General features: G+C 74.2%; 19 protein-coding genes. 10 read left to right on the top strand and 9 right to left on the bottom strand.

The features are described from left to right. Nucleotides 1-39: 39 nt before the first annotated feature. Nucleotides 40-1,371, bottom strand: a complete 1,332-nt coding sequence (locus tag Sru01_RS32410) for a penicillin-binding protein (protein WP_203993869.1) — start codon at nucleotides 1,369-1,371, stop codon at nucleotides 40-42. 455 nt (nucleotides 1,372-1,826) lie between these two features. Here Sru01_RS32410 and Sru01_RS32405 point away from each other — a divergent pair, with 455 nt between their 5' ends. Beyond that, nucleotides 1,827-2,288, top strand: coding sequence for a gamma-glutamylcyclotransferase family protein (locus Sru01_RS32405; protein ID WP_203993867.1), 462 nt, complete (start codon nucleotides 1,827-1,829; stop codon nucleotides 2,286-2,288). Between the two features lie 99 nt (nucleotides 2,289-2,387). Here the strand turns inward: Sru01_RS32405 and Sru01_RS32400 are convergent, their stop codons facing one another. From Sru01_RS32400 to Sru01_RS32390, 3 genes are all read right to left on the bottom strand, one after another. Then, nucleotides 2,388-3,410 carry an aldo/keto reductase family protein gene (locus Sru01_RS32400; RefSeq protein WP_203993864.1) on the bottom strand — a complete coding sequence of 341 codons (1,023 nt, stop codon included), beginning with the start codon at nucleotides 3,408-3,410 and terminating at the stop codon, nucleotides 2,388-2,390. A gap of 140 nt (nucleotides 3,411-3,550) precedes the next feature. Beyond that, nucleotides 3,551-4,873: a retropepsin-like aspartic protease gene (locus Sru01_RS32395; protein ID WP_203993861.1), complete on the bottom strand. Its 1,323-nt coding sequence runs from the start codon at nucleotides 4,871-4,873 to the stop codon at nucleotides 3,551-3,553. 98 nt (nucleotides 4,874-4,971) lie between these two features. Then, nucleotides 4,972-5,430 (bottom strand): hypothetical protein, encoded by a 459-nt coding sequence (locus Sru01_RS32390; RefSeq protein ID WP_203993858.1) that lies wholly within the window; start codon nucleotides 5,428-5,430, stop codon nucleotides 4,972-4,974. Nucleotides 5,431-5,691: 261 nt separating this feature from the next. Here Sru01_RS32390 and Sru01_RS32385 point away from each other — a divergent pair, with 261 nt between their 5' ends. Both Sru01_RS32385 and Sru01_RS32380 read left to right on the top strand, forming a co-directional pair. Further along, nucleotides 5,692-5,907, top strand: coding sequence for a hypothetical protein (locus tag Sru01_RS32385; protein ID WP_203993855.1), 216 nt, complete (start codon nucleotides 5,692-5,694; stop codon nucleotides 5,905-5,907). A gap of 103 nt (nucleotides 5,908-6,010) precedes the next feature. Continuing rightward, complete coding sequence (locus tag Sru01_RS32380) at nucleotides 6,011-6,475, top strand: protein-tyrosine phosphatase family protein (protein ID WP_203993853.1); 465 nt, start codon at nucleotides 6,011-6,013, stop codon at nucleotides 6,473-6,475. Nucleotides 6,476-6,491: 16 nt separating this feature from the next. Here Sru01_RS32380 and Sru01_RS32375 read toward each other — a convergent pair whose 3' ends face one another. Together Sru01_RS32375 and Sru01_RS32370 are read right to left on the bottom strand one after the other, a co-directional pair. Continuing rightward, nucleotides 6,492-6,944, bottom strand: coding sequence for a hypothetical protein (locus tag Sru01_RS32375; RefSeq protein ID WP_203993850.1), 453 nt, complete (start codon nucleotides 6,942-6,944; stop codon nucleotides 6,492-6,494). Next, a complete protein-coding gene (locus tag Sru01_RS32370) occupies nucleotides 6,941-8,725 on the bottom strand; it encodes a hypothetical protein (RefSeq protein WP_203993847.1) in 1,785 nt (594 codons plus the stop codon). The genes Sru01_RS32375 and Sru01_RS32370 overlap by 4 nt, the downstream gene beginning before the upstream one ends. A gap of 193 nt (nucleotides 8,726-8,918) precedes the next feature. On the opposite strand from Sru01_RS32370, the gene Sru01_RS32365 reads away from it, so the two are divergent. Continuing rightward, the gene (locus Sru01_RS32365) at nucleotides 8,919-9,230 is read left to right on the top strand and encodes a hypothetical protein (protein WP_203993844.1); all 312 of its coding nucleotides are present in this window, start codon (nucleotides 8,919-8,921) and stop codon (nucleotides 9,228-9,230) included. Between the two features lie 14 nt (nucleotides 9,231-9,244). Here the strand turns inward: Sru01_RS32365 and Sru01_RS32360 are convergent, their stop codons facing one another. After that, nucleotides 9,245-9,970: an ArsR/SmtB family transcription factor gene (locus tag Sru01_RS32360; RefSeq protein ID WP_203993841.1), complete on the bottom strand. Its 726-nt coding sequence runs from the start codon at nucleotides 9,968-9,970 to the stop codon at nucleotides 9,245-9,247. A 126-nt stretch (nucleotides 9,971-10,096) separates the two neighbouring features. On the opposite strand from Sru01_RS32360, the gene Sru01_RS32355 reads away from it, so the two are divergent. From Sru01_RS32355 to Sru01_RS32345, 3 genes are all read left to right on the top strand, one after another. Further along, nucleotides 10,097-11,305: an MFS transporter gene (locus Sru01_RS32355; RefSeq protein ID WP_203993838.1), complete on the top strand. Its 1,209-nt coding sequence runs from the start codon at nucleotides 10,097-10,099 to the stop codon at nucleotides 11,303-11,305. 101 nt (nucleotides 11,306-11,406) lie between these two features. After that, the gene (locus tag Sru01_RS32350) at nucleotides 11,407-13,338 is read left to right on the top strand and encodes a multicopper oxidase family protein (RefSeq protein ID WP_203993836.1); all 1,932 of its coding nucleotides are present in this window, start codon (nucleotides 11,407-11,409) and stop codon (nucleotides 13,336-13,338) included. Nucleotides 13,339-13,469: 131 nt separating this feature from the next. Continuing rightward, nucleotides 13,470-13,811: an STAS domain-containing protein gene (locus Sru01_RS32345; protein ID WP_203993833.1), complete on the top strand. Its 342-nt coding sequence runs from the start codon at nucleotides 13,470-13,472 to the stop codon at nucleotides 13,809-13,811. 29 nt (nucleotides 13,812-13,840) lie between these two features. Here Sru01_RS32345 and Sru01_RS32340 read toward each other — a convergent pair whose 3' ends face one another. Next, entirely contained in the window at nucleotides 13,841-14,350 is a 510-nt protein-coding gene (locus Sru01_RS32340) for a VOC family protein (RefSeq protein ID WP_203993830.1), read from the bottom strand. Between the two features lie 55 nt (nucleotides 14,351-14,405). Next, nucleotides 14,406-15,584 carry an ROK family transcriptional regulator gene (locus Sru01_RS32335; RefSeq protein WP_203993827.1) on the bottom strand — a complete coding sequence of 393 codons (1,179 nt, stop codon included), beginning with the start codon at nucleotides 15,582-15,584 and terminating at the stop codon, nucleotides 14,406-14,408. A gap of 129 nt (nucleotides 15,585-15,713) precedes the next feature. Here Sru01_RS32335 and xylA point away from each other — a divergent pair, with 129 nt between their 5' ends. The 3 genes from xylA to Sru01_RS32320 all read left to right on the top strand — a co-directional run. Continuing rightward, complete coding sequence (xylA, locus tag Sru01_RS32330; RefSeq protein ID WP_203993824.1) at nucleotides 15,714-16,865, top strand: xylose isomerase; 1,152 nt, start codon at nucleotides 15,714-15,716, stop codon at nucleotides 16,863-16,865. Next, nucleotides 16,862-18,262, top strand: coding sequence for a xylulokinase (xylB, locus tag Sru01_RS32325; protein ID WP_203993822.1), 1,401 nt, complete (start codon nucleotides 16,862-16,864; stop codon nucleotides 18,260-18,262). The genes xylA and xylB overlap by 4 nt, the downstream gene beginning before the upstream one ends. Nucleotides 18,263-18,353: 91 nt before the next feature. Continuing rightward, nucleotides 18,354-18,980 (top strand): DUF998 domain-containing protein (locus tag Sru01_RS32320; RefSeq protein WP_203993820.1); only part of this gene is annotated, 627 nt, incomplete at its 3' end.

Raw genomic sequence — 18,980 nt, 5'->3', positions numbered from 1 at the left:
GGCCGGCCGGCAGTGGCGGGCGCGTCGGTTCGGAGCCGGTCAGTTCGGGCAGGCGTCGCGGCAGCCGCCGAAGCGTGCGAGGTCCGGCGGGGTGAAGGCGGTCTCCGGGGTGTCGCGGGCCGCCTCGGTCATGGCCTGCCGCCAGATCCGGCCGGGGACGGCCTCGCCGTCCACCGCCGGGAAACGGCGGCCGCCGATGGTGATGTCGCGCAGCGGGTGGCGGTGCACGCCGCGCGGGTCGCCGAGGCCGACGGCCGCGGCCAGGTCGGGGGTGTAACCGGCGTACCAGGCGCTCACGGAGCCGTCGGCCGTGCCCGGCATGCCCGCCGCCGGCCGGCCGATGCCCTTGGACTCACCGGACGACAGGACGTCGGTCAGGATTCCGGTGACCGCGTCGGCGACCGCCGGGTCCAGCACCTCCCGGCACCGCGGCGGGAAGGAGCGCAGCACACCGGAGCCGTCGCGGACCTCAGTGATCACCGTCGGCTCGCAGAAGCGGCCGCGCGCGGCGAGGGTGGCGTAGGAGTTGGCCACCGAGACGGGGTCGGCCTCGTCGATGCCCAGCGTGAACGCCTCCACTTCCATCAGCGGTGCTCCGTCCGCCCGGCGGAGCCCGAGCCGTTCGGCCATCCGCACCGTCTCGCACAGCCCGGCCTTCTCCGTCAGTCGCATGAAGAAGGTGTTCACCACCTGACGGGTGCCCGCCCGCAGGGTGACGAACCGGTCCCCTTCCTTGTCCCGGTTGAAGACGGAATGGGTGGGGTCGCCGACCGCCTCGCCGGCGCAGTTCCGGAACGACGCGTACCCCGCGGCGGTGTAGGAGTCCGAGATGGCGAAGCCGTCGTCGTAGCGCAGGCCGGCGGCGAGGGCGGCGGCCAGGGTGTACGGCATCGCCGCGGTGCCCGGCTGGAACCCCTTCTGGTCGGGGATGTCGCGACCGGCGGCCATGGCGCGGATTGCGCCCTCGCCTGGGACGATCATGGCCTGCACCGCCACCGGGGCGTCGTCGCGGTGGACGTGGGCGTCGATGGCGTCCTGCGCCGCCCGCTGGAGCCGCAGGTCGATGGTGGTGTGGATTTGCAGGCCCGCCCGGGTGGGCAACCCGGGGTCCGCGGCGCGCAGTTGTTCGACGACCTGGCGGCAGAGGTAGGGGTACCCGCTGCCGGTGCAGTCGCCGGAGAACTCCTCGATGGCGGCGCCCTGGACGTCGAGCAACACGCTCTTCCCGGCCGCCGGGGTGGTGGCGGCCGCGGCGGACGAGCCGGCGCGCCGCGCGGCCGTCCCGTCATCGGCGGGCTCGCGTAACAGGAACAGGACCACGGCGAGGAACCCCACCGCGGCGACCCCCACAACGGCCAGAAGTGCCCGCATCGTCTCCCCCTCTGATCACGCCTGATCTGGATCCTCCAAGAGGTGCGGTGGTGCGGGCAACCGGCCGCGGTCGCCGTGCTGGCTGTCCGGCCTGCTCGGTGTGGACCGGCCGGTGGCGATCCGTGGCGGGTCATACCGGTAGACGGGCGTTTCGTAGGACGGCGCCGGGATCTCACGAGCGCCCCGCGCCCGCGCGCCGGGGCGCGCCGGAGGGGATCCGGGCCCGGTTGCTGACGGTGCCGCGGTCAAGGGCCGGTGGGGCTGGTTGCGATCGGCCCGGCACTGGCACACTGGCGTCCGGAGAGTGAGCCTCCCGGGACCACTCGCATGATCGGATCCGGTCCGGGCGATCGATGCGGGCGGGCGGCCCAGGGCCGGACCGGGTGTCCGATCCGGCCCGGCGGGCCGGGCCGTTCGCCGCCCGCGCCGCCGTGGCCCGTCCGTGAGGTGACCGCATGCCGACCGCCGAACATCGCCCGGACCCGCCCGCCTTCAGGACGCCCGATCGCCTGGCGGCGCGGCCGCGGGCGCTTTTCGTCTACGGGAGCCTGCTGTTCCCCGAGGTCTGGCACGCCCTGCTGGGCTGGGTGCCGGCGAGCACGCCGGCCGCGGTGGACGGATGGCGGGTCGCGGCGCTGCCCGGGCAGGTCTACCCGGTCCTGGTACCGGCGGGGGCCGTGGCGCGCGGCCGGTTGGTCACCGGTCTCACCCTGCCGGAATGGCGCGTGGTCGACGCCTTCGAGGACGACTTCTACGAGCTGCGCCGGCTGACCACGCGGGACGGCCGGCCGGGCTGGGCCTACGTGGCGGACGGCACGGTCGAGGTGCGGGCCGACGATTGGGACGCCCGGCACTTCGGCACTCGCGAGCTGGCCGCCTTCGTGGCACGATGCGGCGACTGGCGGCCACCGGGATGAGCGGTCGCGGCGCCGGCCACGGGTCGGCGCGGTTCAGGCCGCGGCGGACCGGGCGGGTGCGACCCCTCCGTGATCATCGGGAGGTGCCGGCGGTTGCGGTCACGCCGTCCGCCATGCCGGCTTGACCGCCATCATCTGGGCGGTCTTGGCGGGATCGCGATCGACGAGATCGCCGAGCACTTCGTCCACCTTCTTGCGCGCGGCCTCGTCGAGCGGCCGGCCGGCCGCCGCGGCGTTCTCGGTGACCTGCTCGGGCCGGGTGGCGCCGGCGACCACCGAGGAGACCCCGGGCTGCGCGAGCACCCAGGCGATGGCCAGCTGGGCGGCCGACATGCCATGGTCGGCGGCCAGCGGGACGAGGTCCTGGACGCGTTCCAGCAGCGGCGTGCCCAGCACCCGGCCGATGAACGTGGGTGCCCGGCCGCCCGCCGTCGCCCGCGAGCCGGCCGGCGGCTCCTGGCCCGGCCGGTACTTCCCGCTGAGCACCCCTTGGGCGAGCGGCTGGAAGGCCAGCTGGCCGATGCCCTCCCGCAGGCACAGCGGCACGATCTCCGGCTCGATGACCCGCCACAGCATGTTGTACTGCGGCTGGTTGGACACGATGCGGCTGCGCAGCCCGAGATCCTTGACCAGGGTCAGCGCGGCGTCGATCTGCGGCGCCGTCCATTCCGAGACGCCGAGGTAGAGCACCTTCCCCTGCCGCACCAGGTCGTCGAAGGCGATGAGGGTCTCTTCGAGCGGAGTGGTCTCATCGAACCGGTGCGCCTGGTAGAGGTCCAGATAGTCGGTGCGCAGCCGGCGCAGGGACGCCTCGCAGGACTCGACGATGTGCTTGCGGCTCAGCCCGCGGTCGTTCGGGCCGCTGCCGGTGGGTAGGCAGACCTTGGACGCGATGACCAGGGCGGACCTTCGCTCGCCGGCCAGCGCGGTGCCCAGCAGCTCTTCGGCCGCGCCCTGCGCGTAGACGTCGGCGGTGTCGAAGGTGGTGATCCCCGCGTCCAGCGCCGCCCGGACGCAGGCCGTGGCCCGGTCGCCGTCCACCAGTTCGCCGTGGGTGAGCCAGTTCCCGTAGGTGACCTCACTGATCATCAGGCCGCTGTGTCCGAGGTGGCGATGTTCCATTGACAGTCCAGGTGCGGCGCTCTCGGGTCGAGCCCCTGCCCTGATCCCCTTCTCTAGAGAAAGATCATGATACTTCGTGGTCCGTCCGGTGCCGGGAGGAGATCCGCTCGTCCTCCCGGCGATCTCCCGCTTTGCGGAAGTCAGGGCCCGGTGATGTAGAAGTCCATGCCGGTGTAGTCGAAGGTGATGGCGCAGGGCCGGAAGAATTCGTGGCTGAAGTTGGCGATCGTGTCGAAACCGAAGAGCTCCAGCCACGGCCACGCGCCGACGACCCCGGGGACGTCCCGCCGGACGGTGTCTCCGATACGCGCCGTGGCCGGCTTGATCGGATACATCTTCATCCCGCCGCCGTCCCGGGGATTGGCGTAGTCGATGGTCACCCCGGCCCGCCTGGCGTTCTCCTCGTTCATCATGACGCCCAGGCCCATGCCTCCGGTGTCCAGGGAGGCGACCCGCGGCCCGTGGCCGTTCACGCTGCCCAGCGTGCAGGGGATGTGGTCGCCGGCCAGCCACAGCGGCAGCCGGCCGGTCCCGGTGCGCCGGACGGTGGCCTGGAGCTCCCGCTGCTGGGCCGCTGTCCGGCGCCGCAGCACCAGTTCCTGGTTCGCGTAGTCCATCGTGGCCAGGAAGTGGTAAAGCAACGTGGTGCCGATGACGCCGGCCGGCCGGGAGCCGTCCGGCAGCACCGGCATCCGCAGGTCGTACCAGACCACCGGGACGTCCCGCAGCTCGATGCCGCCCAGCCGGAACGACGGCATCACGCCGTGCCGTGTCTCCAGGGTCTGCCCGGCGGGCGTACTCACGCTGGTGGACACCGCGCGCAGCCCGGCCCGCTCCGCGGTCTCGGTGGCGAACGCCAGCGTGGCGCCGGTGTCGATGAGGAAGTTCTGCGGCTCGCCGCCGTTCACGACGGCCCGCACGCAGGGCAGCGGGTCGACGCACACGAACGGCAGCCGGGTCCGCTGCGCGCCGCGCATCGCGTACGGGTTGCCGGTCACGGCGGCGTACTGGGCGGCGAACGCGGCGTCGTCCGGGTCACCGGTAGCCCGCAGCAGCGGGACCGCACGAGACAGGCGGTCCTGCCGGACGAAGCACTGGGCGAGCTCGCGGGTGGCGGAGACGTCGTCGGGTGCCAGGCGGAGGGCTTGGGTCAGGTACTTCTCGGCGGCCGCGAACCTGTTGGACAGCAGCGCGATGCGCCCCCGCCCGGCCAGGGCCGTGGCGTCGGCGGCGTGCTTCCGCAGCAGGCGCGCGTACTCCCGGTCCGCCGCGGCGAACCGGCCCGCCTTGAAGAGCAGGTCCGGGTCCGGCCCGGTCGCCGCGGCGGCCAGGGTCGCGGACGGGAGAGGGCCGGTCTCGCCCGGCCAGGGCAGGGCCGCCGCGGCGCCGGCGGCTCCGGCCGCCAGGCCGGCCCATCGCAGGACGGTGCGACGTCCGATGTGCTGTCGAGTACTGCTGTCCATCGCCGGTATGCTCCTCACCCGATCGCTTGACACCCCGGCGGGCCTGCCCGGGGTCTGGTCGTGCGAGGTATGCAACCGGGCTCGCCGTTGCCGCGCCGTTAACCCCGGGCCGGTCCGGGGGCGGTCTCGTGGCCGGGGCGGCCGGGGGTGCGGCGGCGCTGTTTCAGCTCGGCCTCGTAAAGGTGGCGGCGGCCGCCGGCCAGTTCCTCGCGGATCTGGCGCTCCAGGTCTTGGAAGGTGGCGTAGTAACCGTCGTCGTACTCCTCGACGAGCTGGTAGGTCCACCGGCCCTCGATGACGTTGCGGCCGACCAGTTCGGTCTCCAGGCGGCCGGCGAGTTCGTGGTGGCCGGCCCGGCGCAGCAGGTCCAGGGTGTTGTCCAGCTCGAAGTCGGCGGTCCCGGTGAGCTGGTGGAACGCGTACAGGTGCCCCCTGGCCCGGTGCACGGTCTCCAGGGCGTTGCTGAGGCTGCCGAGCGCCTCCACCGTCAGGTCGTCGACGCCCGCCGGGCGCCGGTGCGCCGGGTCGGGCGTGCGGTCGGTGTCGTGTGGTGCCATGCCGCACCGCTACCCCGCCGGCGTCCCCGGCTACCACCGGGCCGCCGGCGGCCGGCCCGGCCGCGCCGTCCGGTGGCCGGACCCGAGGCGGTGAACGTTTCACCGGGGCGCGGGCCCGGCGTCCCAGGTCGGTGGCGGCCGGGGCGGCCGGGTGCGGCCAGGTCCTTGGCCGGTGCCGGCGGCGATGCGAGGGTGCGGCCAGGTGGGTGGGCCGATGGCCCGCGCCGCCGGTGTGCCCCACTCACACCCGCAGGAGGTTCGGTGCGTAAGGTGCGTACGTTGGTCGCGGCGGCCATGCTGGCCGGTGGCCTGACCCTGTCCATCGGGGTGGCGCCCGCCGAGGCGGCGGCCACGCTTCGCAACGTCTACTACTACGACTGGGACTGCCACCGGGTGGGCGCCCTGGGCATCGACAGCGGCTGGTGGACCTCCTACCAGTGCGTTCCCCAGTACAACCTCTGGTTCCTCTACGCCTGAGAGTACGCCTGAGAGCCGCCGGGCCGGTGCGCCGGCCGGCATGGTCGTTCACCCGGTGAGCGAGTGGACCATGCCGGCGGCCGCGGGACGGTACGGTCGGGGGATGGCGAAGATCGAATTGCCCGGTGGCGGCATCGTGCTGGCCCGGGGGCTGCGCCGCGACCCGGTGCCCGACCCGCCACCCGAGTTCGGGCTGTATCTGCTCGGCCATCCGCTGGACCGGCCCGGGCTCTACGGCCGTCGCCTGGTGGGGCTGCGCCCGTGGACGCCGCCCTGGCCGCACGAGCGCGTGGACTGGCCGGACTTCCGCGCGCCGCGCGACCCGGCCGGGGCGATCGCCGGGCTGCGCGATCTGCTGGCGCGCGCCGGGCGGGGGGAGCGGGTGGAGGTGGCCTGCGGCGGCGGCCGTGGCCGGACCGGTACGGCGCTGGCCGCCCTGGCGGTGCTACGGGGCATGACGCCGGAGGCGGCGGTCGCCTGGGTGCGGGACGCCTACCACCCCCGGGCGATCGAGACGCGTGGCCAGCGCCGGTTCGTGGACCGGCTGCGCGACGCCGCGGAGGCGTGAGCCGCGTGCGGGCCGGTCAGACGGTGAACGCGGCCACGTAGACGGTGGGCCGGTCCGGGGTGGAGCGGTCGATCGTCACCTGGCGGACCAGGTCACCGGTGTCGTCCGACGCGCCCTCGGTGCCGGACAGCTCGTCGAGCCCCCAGCCCAGCCGCGTGCCCAGATCGGACTGGACGCCCTGGGCGCCCTTCTTTGGCGCGGGGAACCCGCTGCCGGTCAGGAAGTCGCGCACCTCGGTGGCGGGCGCGCTGAACCGGAGCAGCACCAGCCGGTCGATTCCGGACTCGCCGCCGGTCTGCACGTCCGAGGGGTGCGGCGGCATGTCGAGCCGCGCGAACCGGGTGATTTCGTCCACGGTGACCTCCGGGGCCGGGGGCGCGCTGCGGGCCGCGCCGGGTGATCTGGATGTCCCGCAGCCGGTGAGGACCCCTAGGCAGAGCAGCAGCGCGAGCGCCGCGGCGAGTCTCATGACCGCTCCCGTTCCGTATCGAACCGGTCGTCCTCGTCATCCGGGGCCTTCGGCGGGCTCGGGTCCGGCCATCGCCCCGGTGGGGTCAGCTCGCGCGTGTGCACATCCCCGGTGCCGTTCACGTCGTACTCCTGGGCCAGACCCACCGTGTGCAACCGCCCCATCTGCCCGTCCGCGATGTTGTACGGCCCGAACTCCACCGGGCCGAGATCGACCTCCGGGATGTGGACGCCCTTGCCCTTGTCCCAGTTGTACCGGTCGTGCACGTGCACCTGGTAGTGCATGGTCAGTTCGGGTTGCCCGCCGGGGCCCGGCTCGGCGGTGACCGTGCCCGTCACGGTGTACCGGATGCCGCCCATGGCGTAGAACCAGTCCGAGCTGAGCGACTTCGACAGGTAGAAGCCCTGCCATCCGGCGGTGAAGGGGACGGAGACCGGCGTGCCGCCGGCGGCGGCGTAGGCGGCGGTCGCCTGGTCGTGCAGAGACCGGTCCAGGGACGCGAGGTAATTGTCGACCTGGCGGCGGAACGCGGGCACGTCGGCGAGGATGTCGTCGACGTTCACCGTCAGCGGCGACCCGGAGTCGTCGAGGTAGTGGTTCATGTGCCGGGCGGCGTTCGTCAACCCTTTGGCCTCCGCGCCGGCCGCAATCGTGCGCATGAACGCCTCGAACTTGCGGTCGTCCATGTTCGGCTTCTCGGTCCCGTGCGCGCCGTGCCCTTCGTCGGCCGGTGGTGCGGCGGGCGCGTCCGGCAGGACGAACGCGGCCAGCGCGGGGTCCGCGAGCACGCGCAGGGACAGCTCGGTGGCCGGGTTGACCCATGGCACGTCTCCGGGCGGGCGCATCCGCTCGTACGCCTCGGTGGCGTCGACGGTGGCCGCGGAGATGAACCGGTCGATCGGTTCGACCAGTTTCGGATCGTGCACCCCGATCCAGCCGGGCGATCGGCCGGCGGCCATGCCGTTGATCCGGTCGAACTCGCCGGCGTACAGCTCGTGGGCCGCGGTCGGGTTGCGTGCGACACCGTCCAGGATCCGCGCCGTGATCAGGTTTCCGCCACCGAGTTGCACCTCGTGCACGGCGGTGCGGCCGATGCGCACCAGCGTGTCCTTGTCCCAGGTGCCGGCCGCCATCAGGTCCGCCAGGGTGGCCAGATCGACGCGCGTGCCCGAGGTGCTGAAGGACGTCACCCAGGCGTCGTCGATGACGCCCTGGTGCGAGGCGGTGGCCAGCAGGCGGGCGATGGCGTCGAACCGCTCCTGCTCGGCCGGTCCCGAATCGGTGCCCCGCAGCAGCCCGGCGGTCAGCGCGAGTTTCTCCGGGCCGAGTTCCTTGGCGAAGGCCCGGGCGAAGTCGGGGTCGTTCTGGTACCTGCGGATGTCCTGCCAGGCGTCGTCGGGGAACCGGCCGGGCCGGTCGTACTTCGCGGCCAGTACCCGGGCCGTCGCCTCGGCGTCCGCGCGGCTGCGGAACAGGCCCGCCCATTCGGAGGCCACCATGCCGCCGCCGAAGCCGTACTGGTGGTTCTCCCGGGCGATCTGCTCGGTCATGGCCCGCCGCCGGTCGAGCATGGGAAGCTCGCCGCCGATCCAGCCGGCCACGCCGGCCAGCGTGCCGATGCCCTTGGTGGACAGCCCGACCCGGCTGAACCCCTCCTTGAGCGCGGGGACGTGCTCGTCGATGAGCCCGCGCACCTCGTCCAGATCTTTGATCATCTGGCGCATCAGCCCGGGATCGATGCCGGCGAAGTCGCTGCCGCCGTCGTCCTCGCGTGGTGCCATGCCGCAGTCGCCCTCTCCCCGGCCCCGACCCGAGATGATCATCAATGCGGAGGAGTCTACGGCGGGAAGTCCTACTGTGACGAGGTTTTCCGGGGCGGTGACGAATAGCGTCCGGAACGTGGCGCCGGGTGTCAGGTGCGGTGCCACCCGCGGCCGGTCGCGGCCTCAGGCCGGCGGAGGGAAGGGGCGGTCGGTGAGCGCGACCGAGGACATCGATCGGGAGATCGCGGAGTTACAGAAGAGCGTCACCGCGCGGGACGCCCGGCAGGCGGTGAAGCACCTGCTGAAGGCGGGCGGCGAGATCGCCGGGCTGCTGACCGTGGGGGTGGGGGCCGCCACGCTTGCGGCGACGGTGCTGCCCGGCATCGGCATCCCGATCGCCGGGGGCACCCTGGCGATCATCGCGAAGAAGGCGATGGAGGGGTACGACAAGCTGGATCCGGTGGAGCGGAAGGCGGTGCGGGTCCTCGTCGCGTACGCGAGGAAGACCGTCGGCGGCGTCTGAGAGGGCGGATCCGATCAGCCGGTCGAGCCCGGAGGGAGGGTGAGACCGGGAAGGAGGGCGGGCAGGCGGGCAACGCCGCGGGCGGTCACGGTGAGCCCCCGCCCGCCCTCCTGCCCTTCGACCAGGCCGCCGGCCAGCAGCGCGCCGAGCACCTCGGCGCCGAGCACGCCGCCGAGGTGCGGCAGCCGGTGCACCCGGTCCAGGCAGGCGGTGGCGAGCTTGCGGCGGCGCGCGTCCAGCGTGGCCGGGTCGACGCCCAGCTCGGCGAGGGCGGAGGTGTCGGCGCCGAGGGCCAGCTCGCCGTCGTCCAGCGGCCGCAGCGCGCCGCGGGCGACCAGCGTGCTGAAGATCGTCACCCCGAGCAGGCCGGCGGCGTGGTCGTAGCAGGTGTGCGCGACGTCGCCCGGGGCGGCCGGGCGGCGGGGCCGGATCCGCAGGTCGGCGTGCGCGTACCGGGCGAGCGCGGCCAGGACGTCGCCGATGTCGGCGGAGGCCGCCCGGTAGACGGCGTGCCGGCCGGTGCGCTGGACGGTGACCAGCCCGGCGGCGCGCAGCCGGGCCAGGTGGTTGCCCATCCGCGGCGCCGACACCCCGAGCACGTCGGACAGCTGGCTCAGCGTGTGCGGTCCCTCGGCGGACAGCAGTTGCAGCGCGGTCAGCCGCACCGGGTCGGCGAGCTCCCGGGCCAGCGCGATCACCGAGGCCAGGACCGGCTCCCGGGTGTCGACCCATCCGGCCATCCTTGCCCCCCTGTTCGGCGTACTGTCACGCTACCACCCTTCAGTGAAGCGTGAATGATGACTGTTTAACACCTGACGTCAGGGCAACATCCACCTTTAACGGAAACCTGAAAGGTGGTGGGACCGGTGGCCGCGGTGGCGGAACGGGAACAGGTCGCGGTGGCCGGGCTGGGCCGGCTGGTGTGGGGACGCGGCATATCCGCGCTCGGGGACGGGCTGTGGTTCACCATCTGGGCGCTGTACTTCACCCGGATCCTCGGCCTCTCTCCCGGCCTGGTCGGCGTCGGGATGGCGCTCGGTGGTGCCGCCGGGCTGGCCGCCGCCGTCCCGCTCGGCGCGCTGGCCGACCGCTTCGACGCCCGGACCGTCCTGGTGGCCCTGACCGCGGTCCGCGCGGCCGCCATGGCCGGTTACGCCTTCGCCGGGCAGCCCTGGGTCTTCCTGGTGGCGACCGTGCTGTTCACCGGGTCGGCCAACGGCGCGTCCGCGGTCCGCACCGCCCTGGTGGCCGCCCTGGTGCCCGGTACCCGGGACCGGACCGCGGCGCTGGCCCGGCAGCGGGTCGCGCAGCACATCGGGTACGCGCTCGGCGCCGGCGCCGGGTCACTGGTGCTCGCGGCGGACCAGGCGGCCGGATATCGGCTGGCCGTCGTCGCGAACGTGGTCACCTTCGCCGTGCTCGTCGTGATCACCGCGACCGTCGGGGCGGTGCCGCCGCGGCCGGGCGCCGGTCGCGCGGGCATCCGGCCGGTGCTGCGCGACCGTCCCTACCTGGCCGTGGTCGGCCTGGTGTCGGTCATGTCGCTGTGCTGGGCGATGCTCTCCACCGGTCTGCCGCTGTGGCTGTCGACCGGCACTCGGCTGCCGCTGTCGCTGAACGGCGCCGTGGTGGCGATCAGCTCGGTGGGGATCGCGCTGCTGCAGGTGCGGGTCACCCGGCTTGCCGGGACGGTGGCCCGCGCGGCGCGCACCGCGGTGTGGTCGGGCGTGGCGCTGGCCGTGGCGTGCGCGCTGCTCGCCACCACCGGGGGTGCGGCCGGGGCGGCCGGCGTGGCGGTGGTGACACTGGCGGCGCTGTTCCACCTGGCGGGCGAGCTCGGCTATGTCGGGGCGAGCTGGGGACTGTCGGTGGAGCTGATGCGCGAGGACGCCCGCGGCGCCTACCAGGGCGCGACGGAGGCCGCGACCGCGACCGTCCAGACGTTCGCGCCCGGTTTCTTCACCCTGGCGCTGACATCGGCCGGCGCGGGCGGCTGGCTGCTGGCCGGCGCGGTCTTCCTGGCCTGTGCCGCGCCGGTGCCCGCCCTGGCCCGCTGGGCCGCCCGCACCCGGTGACCGGTGTCGGCGGCTTATCCGACTATAGGTAATCAAAAGGGTTTTTATCTACTTTCATAATCCTATGAGGTATATAACGCATTAATTGAGGGGGGCCGCGGATGGTCACCAGACGCCGGCTGCTGAAATCCGCGGTCGTGGCCGCGGTCGCCGCCCGCCAGGCCAGCAGGGCGCGCGGCGACCCGGCGCGCCCGACCGGCGACCGGCCGGGCCGGCTGGACCCGCGGGACATCCGCAAGTACGCCGCGCCGCTGCCGGTGCCACCGGTCATGCCGGCCGCGTCCCCGCCGGACGGCCCGGACACTCACTACGTGATCGAGGTACGCCCGGTGCGCCGCCAGGTGCTGCCGCCCGGCGCGCCGGCCACCGCGGTGTGGGCCTACGGTCCGGCCGGCGACCCGGGCGCTTTCGGCTGGCCGGGCCGCACGATCGAGGCGGTCGCCGGCCGCCCGGTGCGGGTGACCTGGGTGAACGGCCTCACCGGCCGGGACGGCCGGCCGCTGCCGCACCTGTTCGCGGTGGACCCGACGGTGCACTGGGCCGACCCACCGCGCCGCGGGCATCGGGCGGGCCACACCCCGGCGGCCTACCGCGGACCGGTGCCGATCGTCACCCACCTGCACGGCGGCCGCAACGCCGAGGAGAGCGACGGGCATCCCGAGGCGTGGTACCTGCCCGCCGCGCGCGACATCCCGGCCGGGTACGCCACCGAGGGCCCCGCCTACTCCGGTTTCCGCGCGCTGTTCCGCGACGCGACCGGGGCCGGCTGGCCGCGCGGGGCGGCCGTGGCCGAGTACGGCAACCGGCAGGCCCCCGCGACGCTCTGGTACCACGACCACGTGCTCGGCATGACCCGGCTCAACGTCTACGCCGGCCTCGCCGGGTTCTATCTGATCCGCGGCGGCCCGGCCGACCTGGACCCGGGGGTGCTGCCCGGACCCGCGCCCCGGGCCGGGGACCCGCCGGACGCGCCGGTCCGCGAGATCCCGATCGTGGTGCAGGACCGGTCCTTCAACGCCGACGGCTCGCTGTACTACCCCGCGAACCGCGCCGCGGCGGCCGACGGGTTCGCCGGTCCGTACCTCCCGCACGGCCAGGTGCATCCGATCTGGGTGCCGGAGTTCTTCGGTGACGCGATGACGGCCAACGGGCGGACCTGGCCGGTGCTGGCGGTCGAGCCGCGCCGCTACCGGCTGCGCCTGCTCAACGGCTGCAACGCCCGGTTCCTCATTCTCAAGATCGCCTCCGATCCGCTGGCCCGGCGGCCGGCCGCGGCGGTGCTGCCGCTGTGGCAGATCGGGGCGGACGCCGGCTTCCTGCCCGCTCCGGTGCGGCTGGAGGGCCTGCTGCTGGCCCCGGCCGAACGCGCCGACGTGATCGTGGACTTCACCGGCATCCGGCCGGGCACCGAGCTGTACCTGATCAACGAGGGGCCGGACGGCCCGTTCCAGCGGACGGCCGGCACCCCGCCCGCCGACCCGCGCACCACCGGCCAGGTGCTGAAGTTCGTGTTCCGCCCGCTCGCCGGGCCGGACGCCAGCGTGCCGCCCGGAGACCTGTCGCTGCCGTCACCGGGGCCGCTCGGCGCGGCGACGTCCACCCGCCGGGTCGCCCTGCTGGAGAGCACCGCCACCGGCGGGCCGGGGAAGGGCCTGGTGGTCGCGGCGCTGCTCGGCACCGCCGGCGGCGCCACGCCGGCCGGCGGCACCCCGCTGCGGTGGGCGGACCCGGCCACCGAGCGTCCGGCCACCGGCACGACCGAGATCTGGGAGATCCACAACACCACCATGGACGCCCACCCGATCCACCTGCACGAGGTGCACCTGCGGGTGGTCGACCGGGGCCGTCCCGGCGGCCCGGTCCGCCCGGCCGAGCCCGGCGAGCGCGGCGCCAAGGACACGGTGATCGCCTATCCCGGCGAGGTGACCCGGATCTCCGCGACGTTCGACCGGGCCGGCCGGTTCGTCTGGCACTGCCACATCCTGGAGCATGAGGACAACGAGATGATGCGCCCGCTCCACATCGGCGGATGAACCCGGCGTTCTCCCTCGATTCCCGGAGTGGCCGGGCATGAGCCGGGAGGAATAGCCTGCATCTGTACAGTGCAAAAGTTTGGTAGCCAGAAGGGGTGCGTCCCATGCCTGCGTCGCAACACGGTTCGGAGATGGACATCCGTGTTGAACGCCAAGACCACTGCACGGTGCTGCATGTGACCGGCGACCTCGACTTCCACGGCACCCCGCTCTTCTACACCCGGGTGGACGGCGTCGGCACCGCCGGCTCGCCGTGCATGGTGCTGGAGCTGTCAGGGGTGAGGTTCTGCGACTCGGCGGGACTGGGTGCGCTCGTCTACGCCTTCAACCGGATGAAGGCGGCCAACGGCCGGCTGGTCCTGGTCGCGGTCCCGCAGTCCTTGCGCCGCCGGCTGCGCATCAGCGGCCTGGAGAGCCACTTCGCGTTCCGCGACACCGTCCAGGAGGTGCTTCCGGAGGCCGGTTCGGTCTGACCATCATGCCGCCGGCGCGGGCCGGCAGGTCAGACCGTGATCGAGACGCCGACACCGCCCCGGGTGGTGGCGCCGTACCGTTCCTTCTCGCGGGTTATGTCCAGCGGCCGGATGGCGGCCCGTCCGGCGATCGTCTCCGCGGTGAGCAGGGCGGCGGGCACGATCCACGACACCTCGAACTCGATGCCGTCCGGGTCCTTGGCGTACAGCGCCTTGGTGGTGGAGTGGTCGGAGGCGCCGGCCAGCGCGCCGAGCCCGGCCAGCCGGGCGGCGGCCTGCTCCAGGTCCTCCAGCGTCTCGACCTCCCAGGCCAGGTGGTAGAGGCCGACGGTGGTGCGGCCGGCCTCCGACGGCCCGGCGGCCGTGCCGATCTCGAACAGGCCGAGGTCGTGGTCGTTGTCCGACCCGGCGGCCTGCAGGAAGGCGGCGCCGGGGAACGCCATGACGGTCCGGAAGCCGAGCGCCTCCCGGTAGAACGCCACCGACCGCTCGACGTCCCGCACGTACAGCACCGCGTGGTTGAGGCGGTGAACGGGCATGATCCCTCCCGGTGTTCGAACTCACTGCCGAGGATATGCCGATTTAGTTGCACCGTCAAATATTGTTCGGAGGAACAAGTTGTGGCAGGTAGTCGCCGGGGGCGGCGATCACCCGCCGGATCACCTGGCCGGCGCCGCCCAGCGTCGCCGCCTCCGCGCCGGTCCGGGAGACCACGACGGCCGGTACCCGGGCCCGCATCTGCCCGAGCCGGTCGCGCAGTTCCCGCCGGACCGGGTCGGCCACCCAGTGGAACAGCGGGGCGAAGATGCCGCCGAGCACGATGGTCTCGGGGTCGAGGAGGTTGGCCGCGCCGGCCAGCGCGACGCCGAGCGCCGCGCCGGCCCGCTCGCAGCCTTCGACGGCCACCGGGTCGCCGGCCGCCAGCCGGTCGCGCAGCGCGGCCAGGTCGCCGCCCGGCCGCAGCAGGGCGTCCTGCCCGGCGTACAGCTCCAGGCAGCCCGCGCCGCCGCACCGGCAGGCCGGCCCGTCCGGGACGACCACCACGTGGCCGAGCTCGCCGGCGAACCCGTGCGCGCCGCGGAACAGCGCCCCGTCCACCACCAGGCCCGCACCGATGCCGATCTCGCCCGACACGTGCAGGAAGTCGCCGAGCTGCGGGCCCGCGCCGAACCAGAGTTCGCCCAGCGCGGCGAGGTTGGCCTCGTTCTCCGCCCGCACCGGGACCGGCAGGCCGAGCGGGCCGGTCACCTCCACGTCCCGCCAGCCGAGGTTCGGCGCGCGGTGCACCGTGCCGGTGTCGCGGTCCACCGGGCCGGGCAGCGCGACCGTGCCGCCCACCACCGTCAGGCCGAGCGCGGCGGCGTCGGCCAGCGCGCCGGTCGCCAGCTCGCGCAGCCCGGCGATCACCCGGTCCGGCGCGGCGGCGCGGTTGTCGGCCGCCCGGGAACGCCGCAGCCGGACCGTCCGGGACAGGTCCACCACGCAGCAGGACAGGTAGTCGACGTTGATCTCCAGGCCGAGCGCGGCGACCCGGTCGCCGCTGAGCCGGACCGCCGTGCCCGGCCGGCCGCGCTCGCCGTCGCGCACCGCGCCGGACTCGACGGCCAGGCCGGCGTCGATCAGACCGGCCACCAGCTTGGACACGGTGGTCTTGGTGAGCCCGGTCGCCTCGGCGAGCGCGGCCCGGGTCAGCGGGCCCGTCCGGTCCAGCTCGCCGAGGACGGCGGCGAGGTTGCCGGCCCGCATGGCGTCGTGGCGCAGCGCCCCGGCCATCAGGACCTCCCCCAGACATCCCGCACGTCACACCGTCCCTCCGGTGAGCCGGCCGGCCCGCCCTCTTGACCGGAGGCCGCCGCCGGTCGATATTTAGTCCACAACATAGACTAATTTCGAGGAGAGCCCGTGGACGCGTACACGCCCACCAAGGAAGACAAGTTCACCTTCGGCCTGTGGACGGTGGGCTGGCCGGCGCGCGACCCGTTCGGCGACGCGAGCCGCGCCGCGCTCGACCCGGTCGAGACGGTGCACCGCCTCGCCGAGCTCGGCGCCTACGGCGTGACCTTCCATGACGACGACCTCCTGGCCACCGAGTCCGACCGCGACAAGGCCATCCGGAGCTTCAAGCAGGCCCTGAGCGACACCGGCCTCAAGGTTCCCATGGCCACGACCAACCTCTTCACCCACCCGGTCTTCAAGGACGGCGGCTTCACCAGCAACGACCGCGACGTCCGCCGGTACGCGCTGCGCAAGGTGATGCGCAACGTGGACCTCGCCGCCGAGCTCGGCGCCACCACCTACGTCTGCTGGGGCGGCCGGGAAGGCGCCGAGTCCGACGCCGCCAAGGACGTCCGGGCCGCGATGGCCCGCTACAAGGAGGGCATGGACCTCCTGTGCCAGTACGTGATCGACAAGGGCTACGACATCCGGTTCGCGCTGGAGCCCAAGCCCAACGAGCCGCGCGGCGACATCCTGCTCCCCACCATCGGGCACGCGCTGGCCTTCATCAACGAGCTGGAGCACCCGGAGATGGTCGGGCTCAACCCCGAGGTCGGCCACGAGCAGATGGCCGGGCTCAACTTCGTGCACGGCATCGCCCAGGCGCTGTGGCAGGGCAAGCTGTTCCACATCGACCTCAACGGGCAGCACGGGCCCAAGTACGACCAGGACCTCGTCTTCGGCCACGGCGACGTCAAGAGCGCGTTCTTCCTGGTGGACCTGCTGGAGAACGGCGGGTACGAAGGGCCGCGGCACTTCGACTACAAGCCGATGCGCACCGAGGACGCGCAGGACGTGTGGGTCTCGGCCGCCGCCAACATGCGCACCTACCTCATCCTCAAGGCCAAGGCGGCCGCGTTCCGGGCCGACCCCGAGGTGCAGGAGGCGCTGCGCGACTCCCGCGTCACCGACCTCGCCGAGCCGACCCTGGCGCCCGGCGAGAGCTACGACGACCTGGCCAAGGACGACTTCGACCTCGACGTCGCGGCCCAGCGCGGCTTCCACTTCACCCGGCTCAACCAGCTCGCCCTGGAGCACCTCCTCGGAGTGCGTGGATGACCCTCGTCGCCGGAGTCGACTCCTCGACGCAGAGCTGCAAGGTGGTGGTACGCGACGCCGCCACCGGCGAGCTGGTCCGCGAGGGCCGGGCGCCGCACCCGCCCGGCACCGAGGTCGCGCCCGAGGAGTGGTGGCGCGCGCTGGAGCGGGCCGTCGCCGCGGCCGGCGGCCTGGCCGACGTGGCGGCGATCGCCGTCGGCGCCCAGCAGCACGGCATGGTCTGCCTCGACGAGCGGGGCGGGGTGGTCCGCGACGCGCTGCTGTGGAACGACACCCGCTCGGCCCGGGCCGCCGCCGACCTGGTCGCCGAGCTGGGCGGACCGGCGGCGTGGGCCGAAGCGGTCGGCAGCGTGCCGGTCGCCTCGTTCACCGTCACCAAGCTGCGCTGGCTGGCCGAGCACGAGCCGGAGAGCGCCGCCCGCACCGCCGCGGTGTGCCTGCCGCACGACTGGCTCACCTGGCGGCTGGCCGGGGCCACCGGGACCGGGACGCTCACCACCGACCGCGGTGACGCCTCCGGCACCGGCTACTGGTCCCCGGCGACCGGCGAGTATCGGACCGACCTGCTGGAGCGGGCGTTCGGCCGGGTGCCCGCGCTGCCCGCCGTACTGCCGCCGCGCGCCGAGGCCGGCGAGGTCACCGCCGCCGAGGCGGGCACGGCCGGCGCGCGCGTGCTGCTCGCCCCGGGCACCGGCGACAACATGGCGGCGGCGCTCGGCGTCGGCGCCGAACCCGGCGACGTCGTGGTGTCCATCGGCACCTCCGGCACCGTGTTCGCCGTCGCCGGCGCGCCCAGCCGGGACGCCTCCGGCGCGGTGGCCGGCTTCGCCGACGCGACCGGGCGCTTCCTGCCGCTGGTCTGCACGCTCAACGCCGCCCGGGTGCTGGACGCGGCGGCCGCCATGCTCGGGGTCACCCTGGCCGAGCTGTCCGACCTGGCGCTGCGCGCCCCGGCCGGCGCGGGCGGGCTCGTCCTGGTCCCGTACCTGGAGGGCGAGCGCACCCCGAACCGGCCGGACGCCACCGGCTCGGTACACGGGCTGCGGCTCGCCAACGCGACCGCGGAGAACCTGGCCCGCGCCGCCGTCGAGGGCATGCTGTGCGGGCTGGCCGACGGGCTGGACGCCCTCGGCCTGGACCCGCGCCGGGTGCTGCTCATCGGCGGCGGCGCCCGGTCGGCCGCGGTGCGCGCGGTGGCGCCCGCGATCTTCGGGTGCCCGGTGCTGGTGCCCGAGCCCGGCGAGTACGTCGCGGACGGCGCCGCCCGCCAGGCCGCCTGGCTGGCCGCCGGGACCGACGAGCCGCCGGCCTGGCGGTCCGGCGAGGCCCGGCCGTACGAGGCGGACCCGACCCCGCAGGTGCGTTCCCGGTACGCCGAGGTGATCTCCGCAGGCTAGCCGGACCCTGATCCGCCCCCGGCCTCTCTCAGGGGCGGATCAGGGGTGCCACCGGATGTTCGAGGTGGCCGTTTGCGGACAGTCTGGAGCCATGCTGCCAAGGCTTTACCCCCTGACCGCCGGAGCCGGCCTGCTGGTCGCGCCGGTCGCGATCGCGGCCGGTCCCGTGAGCGCCCCGGCGGAGGCGCTGGAACTCACCATCGGCCGGTTCGCGGCGCTGCCCGGCGGCGGTGCGGTGACCTTCGGGATGCTCCTGGTCGGCCTGTCCTGCCTCGCCCTCGCCGCCGGACTGCGCGCGGTGGCCGCCCCGGTCGCGGGCTGGTCGCTACGGCTGCTGGTCGCCGGTGGCGTGGCGGTGCCGGCCGCCGCGGCGCTCCCCGCGGGCGTGCCCGCGGACATGGTCACCGTCCTGGCGCTGACCGGACTGGCCGGCGCCATCGCGCTGCTGGCCCGGCGGTTCGGCGAGGACGAGCACCGGCGCGCGTCGGCCCGCCCGCTGGAGTGGCTGGCGCTCGGCGCGGGCGGCGGGCTCGCCGTCCTCACCTACATGTCGCTGCCCGGGCACGGCGCCATGATCGGCCTGGTCGAGTGGTCGGTGCTGGCGATCGAGGTCGCCGCGCTGGCCGTCATCGCCGTGCTGGTCTGGCGCGCGGCGCCGGCCACGTCCTGGTCGGCGTGGCGCGGTGTGTTCGCTTGGCGCGCTGTGTTCCTTCGGCGC

Origin of the sequence: Sphaerisporangium rufum (assembly GCF_016863395.1) — a bacterium.
GTDB lineage: Bacteria > Actinomycetota > Actinomycetes > Streptosporangiales > Streptosporangiaceae > Sphaerisporangium > Sphaerisporangium rufum.
The sequence above is the reverse complement of the archived record's forward strand: the minus strand, read 5'-3'. Positions and strand labels throughout refer to the sequence as shown.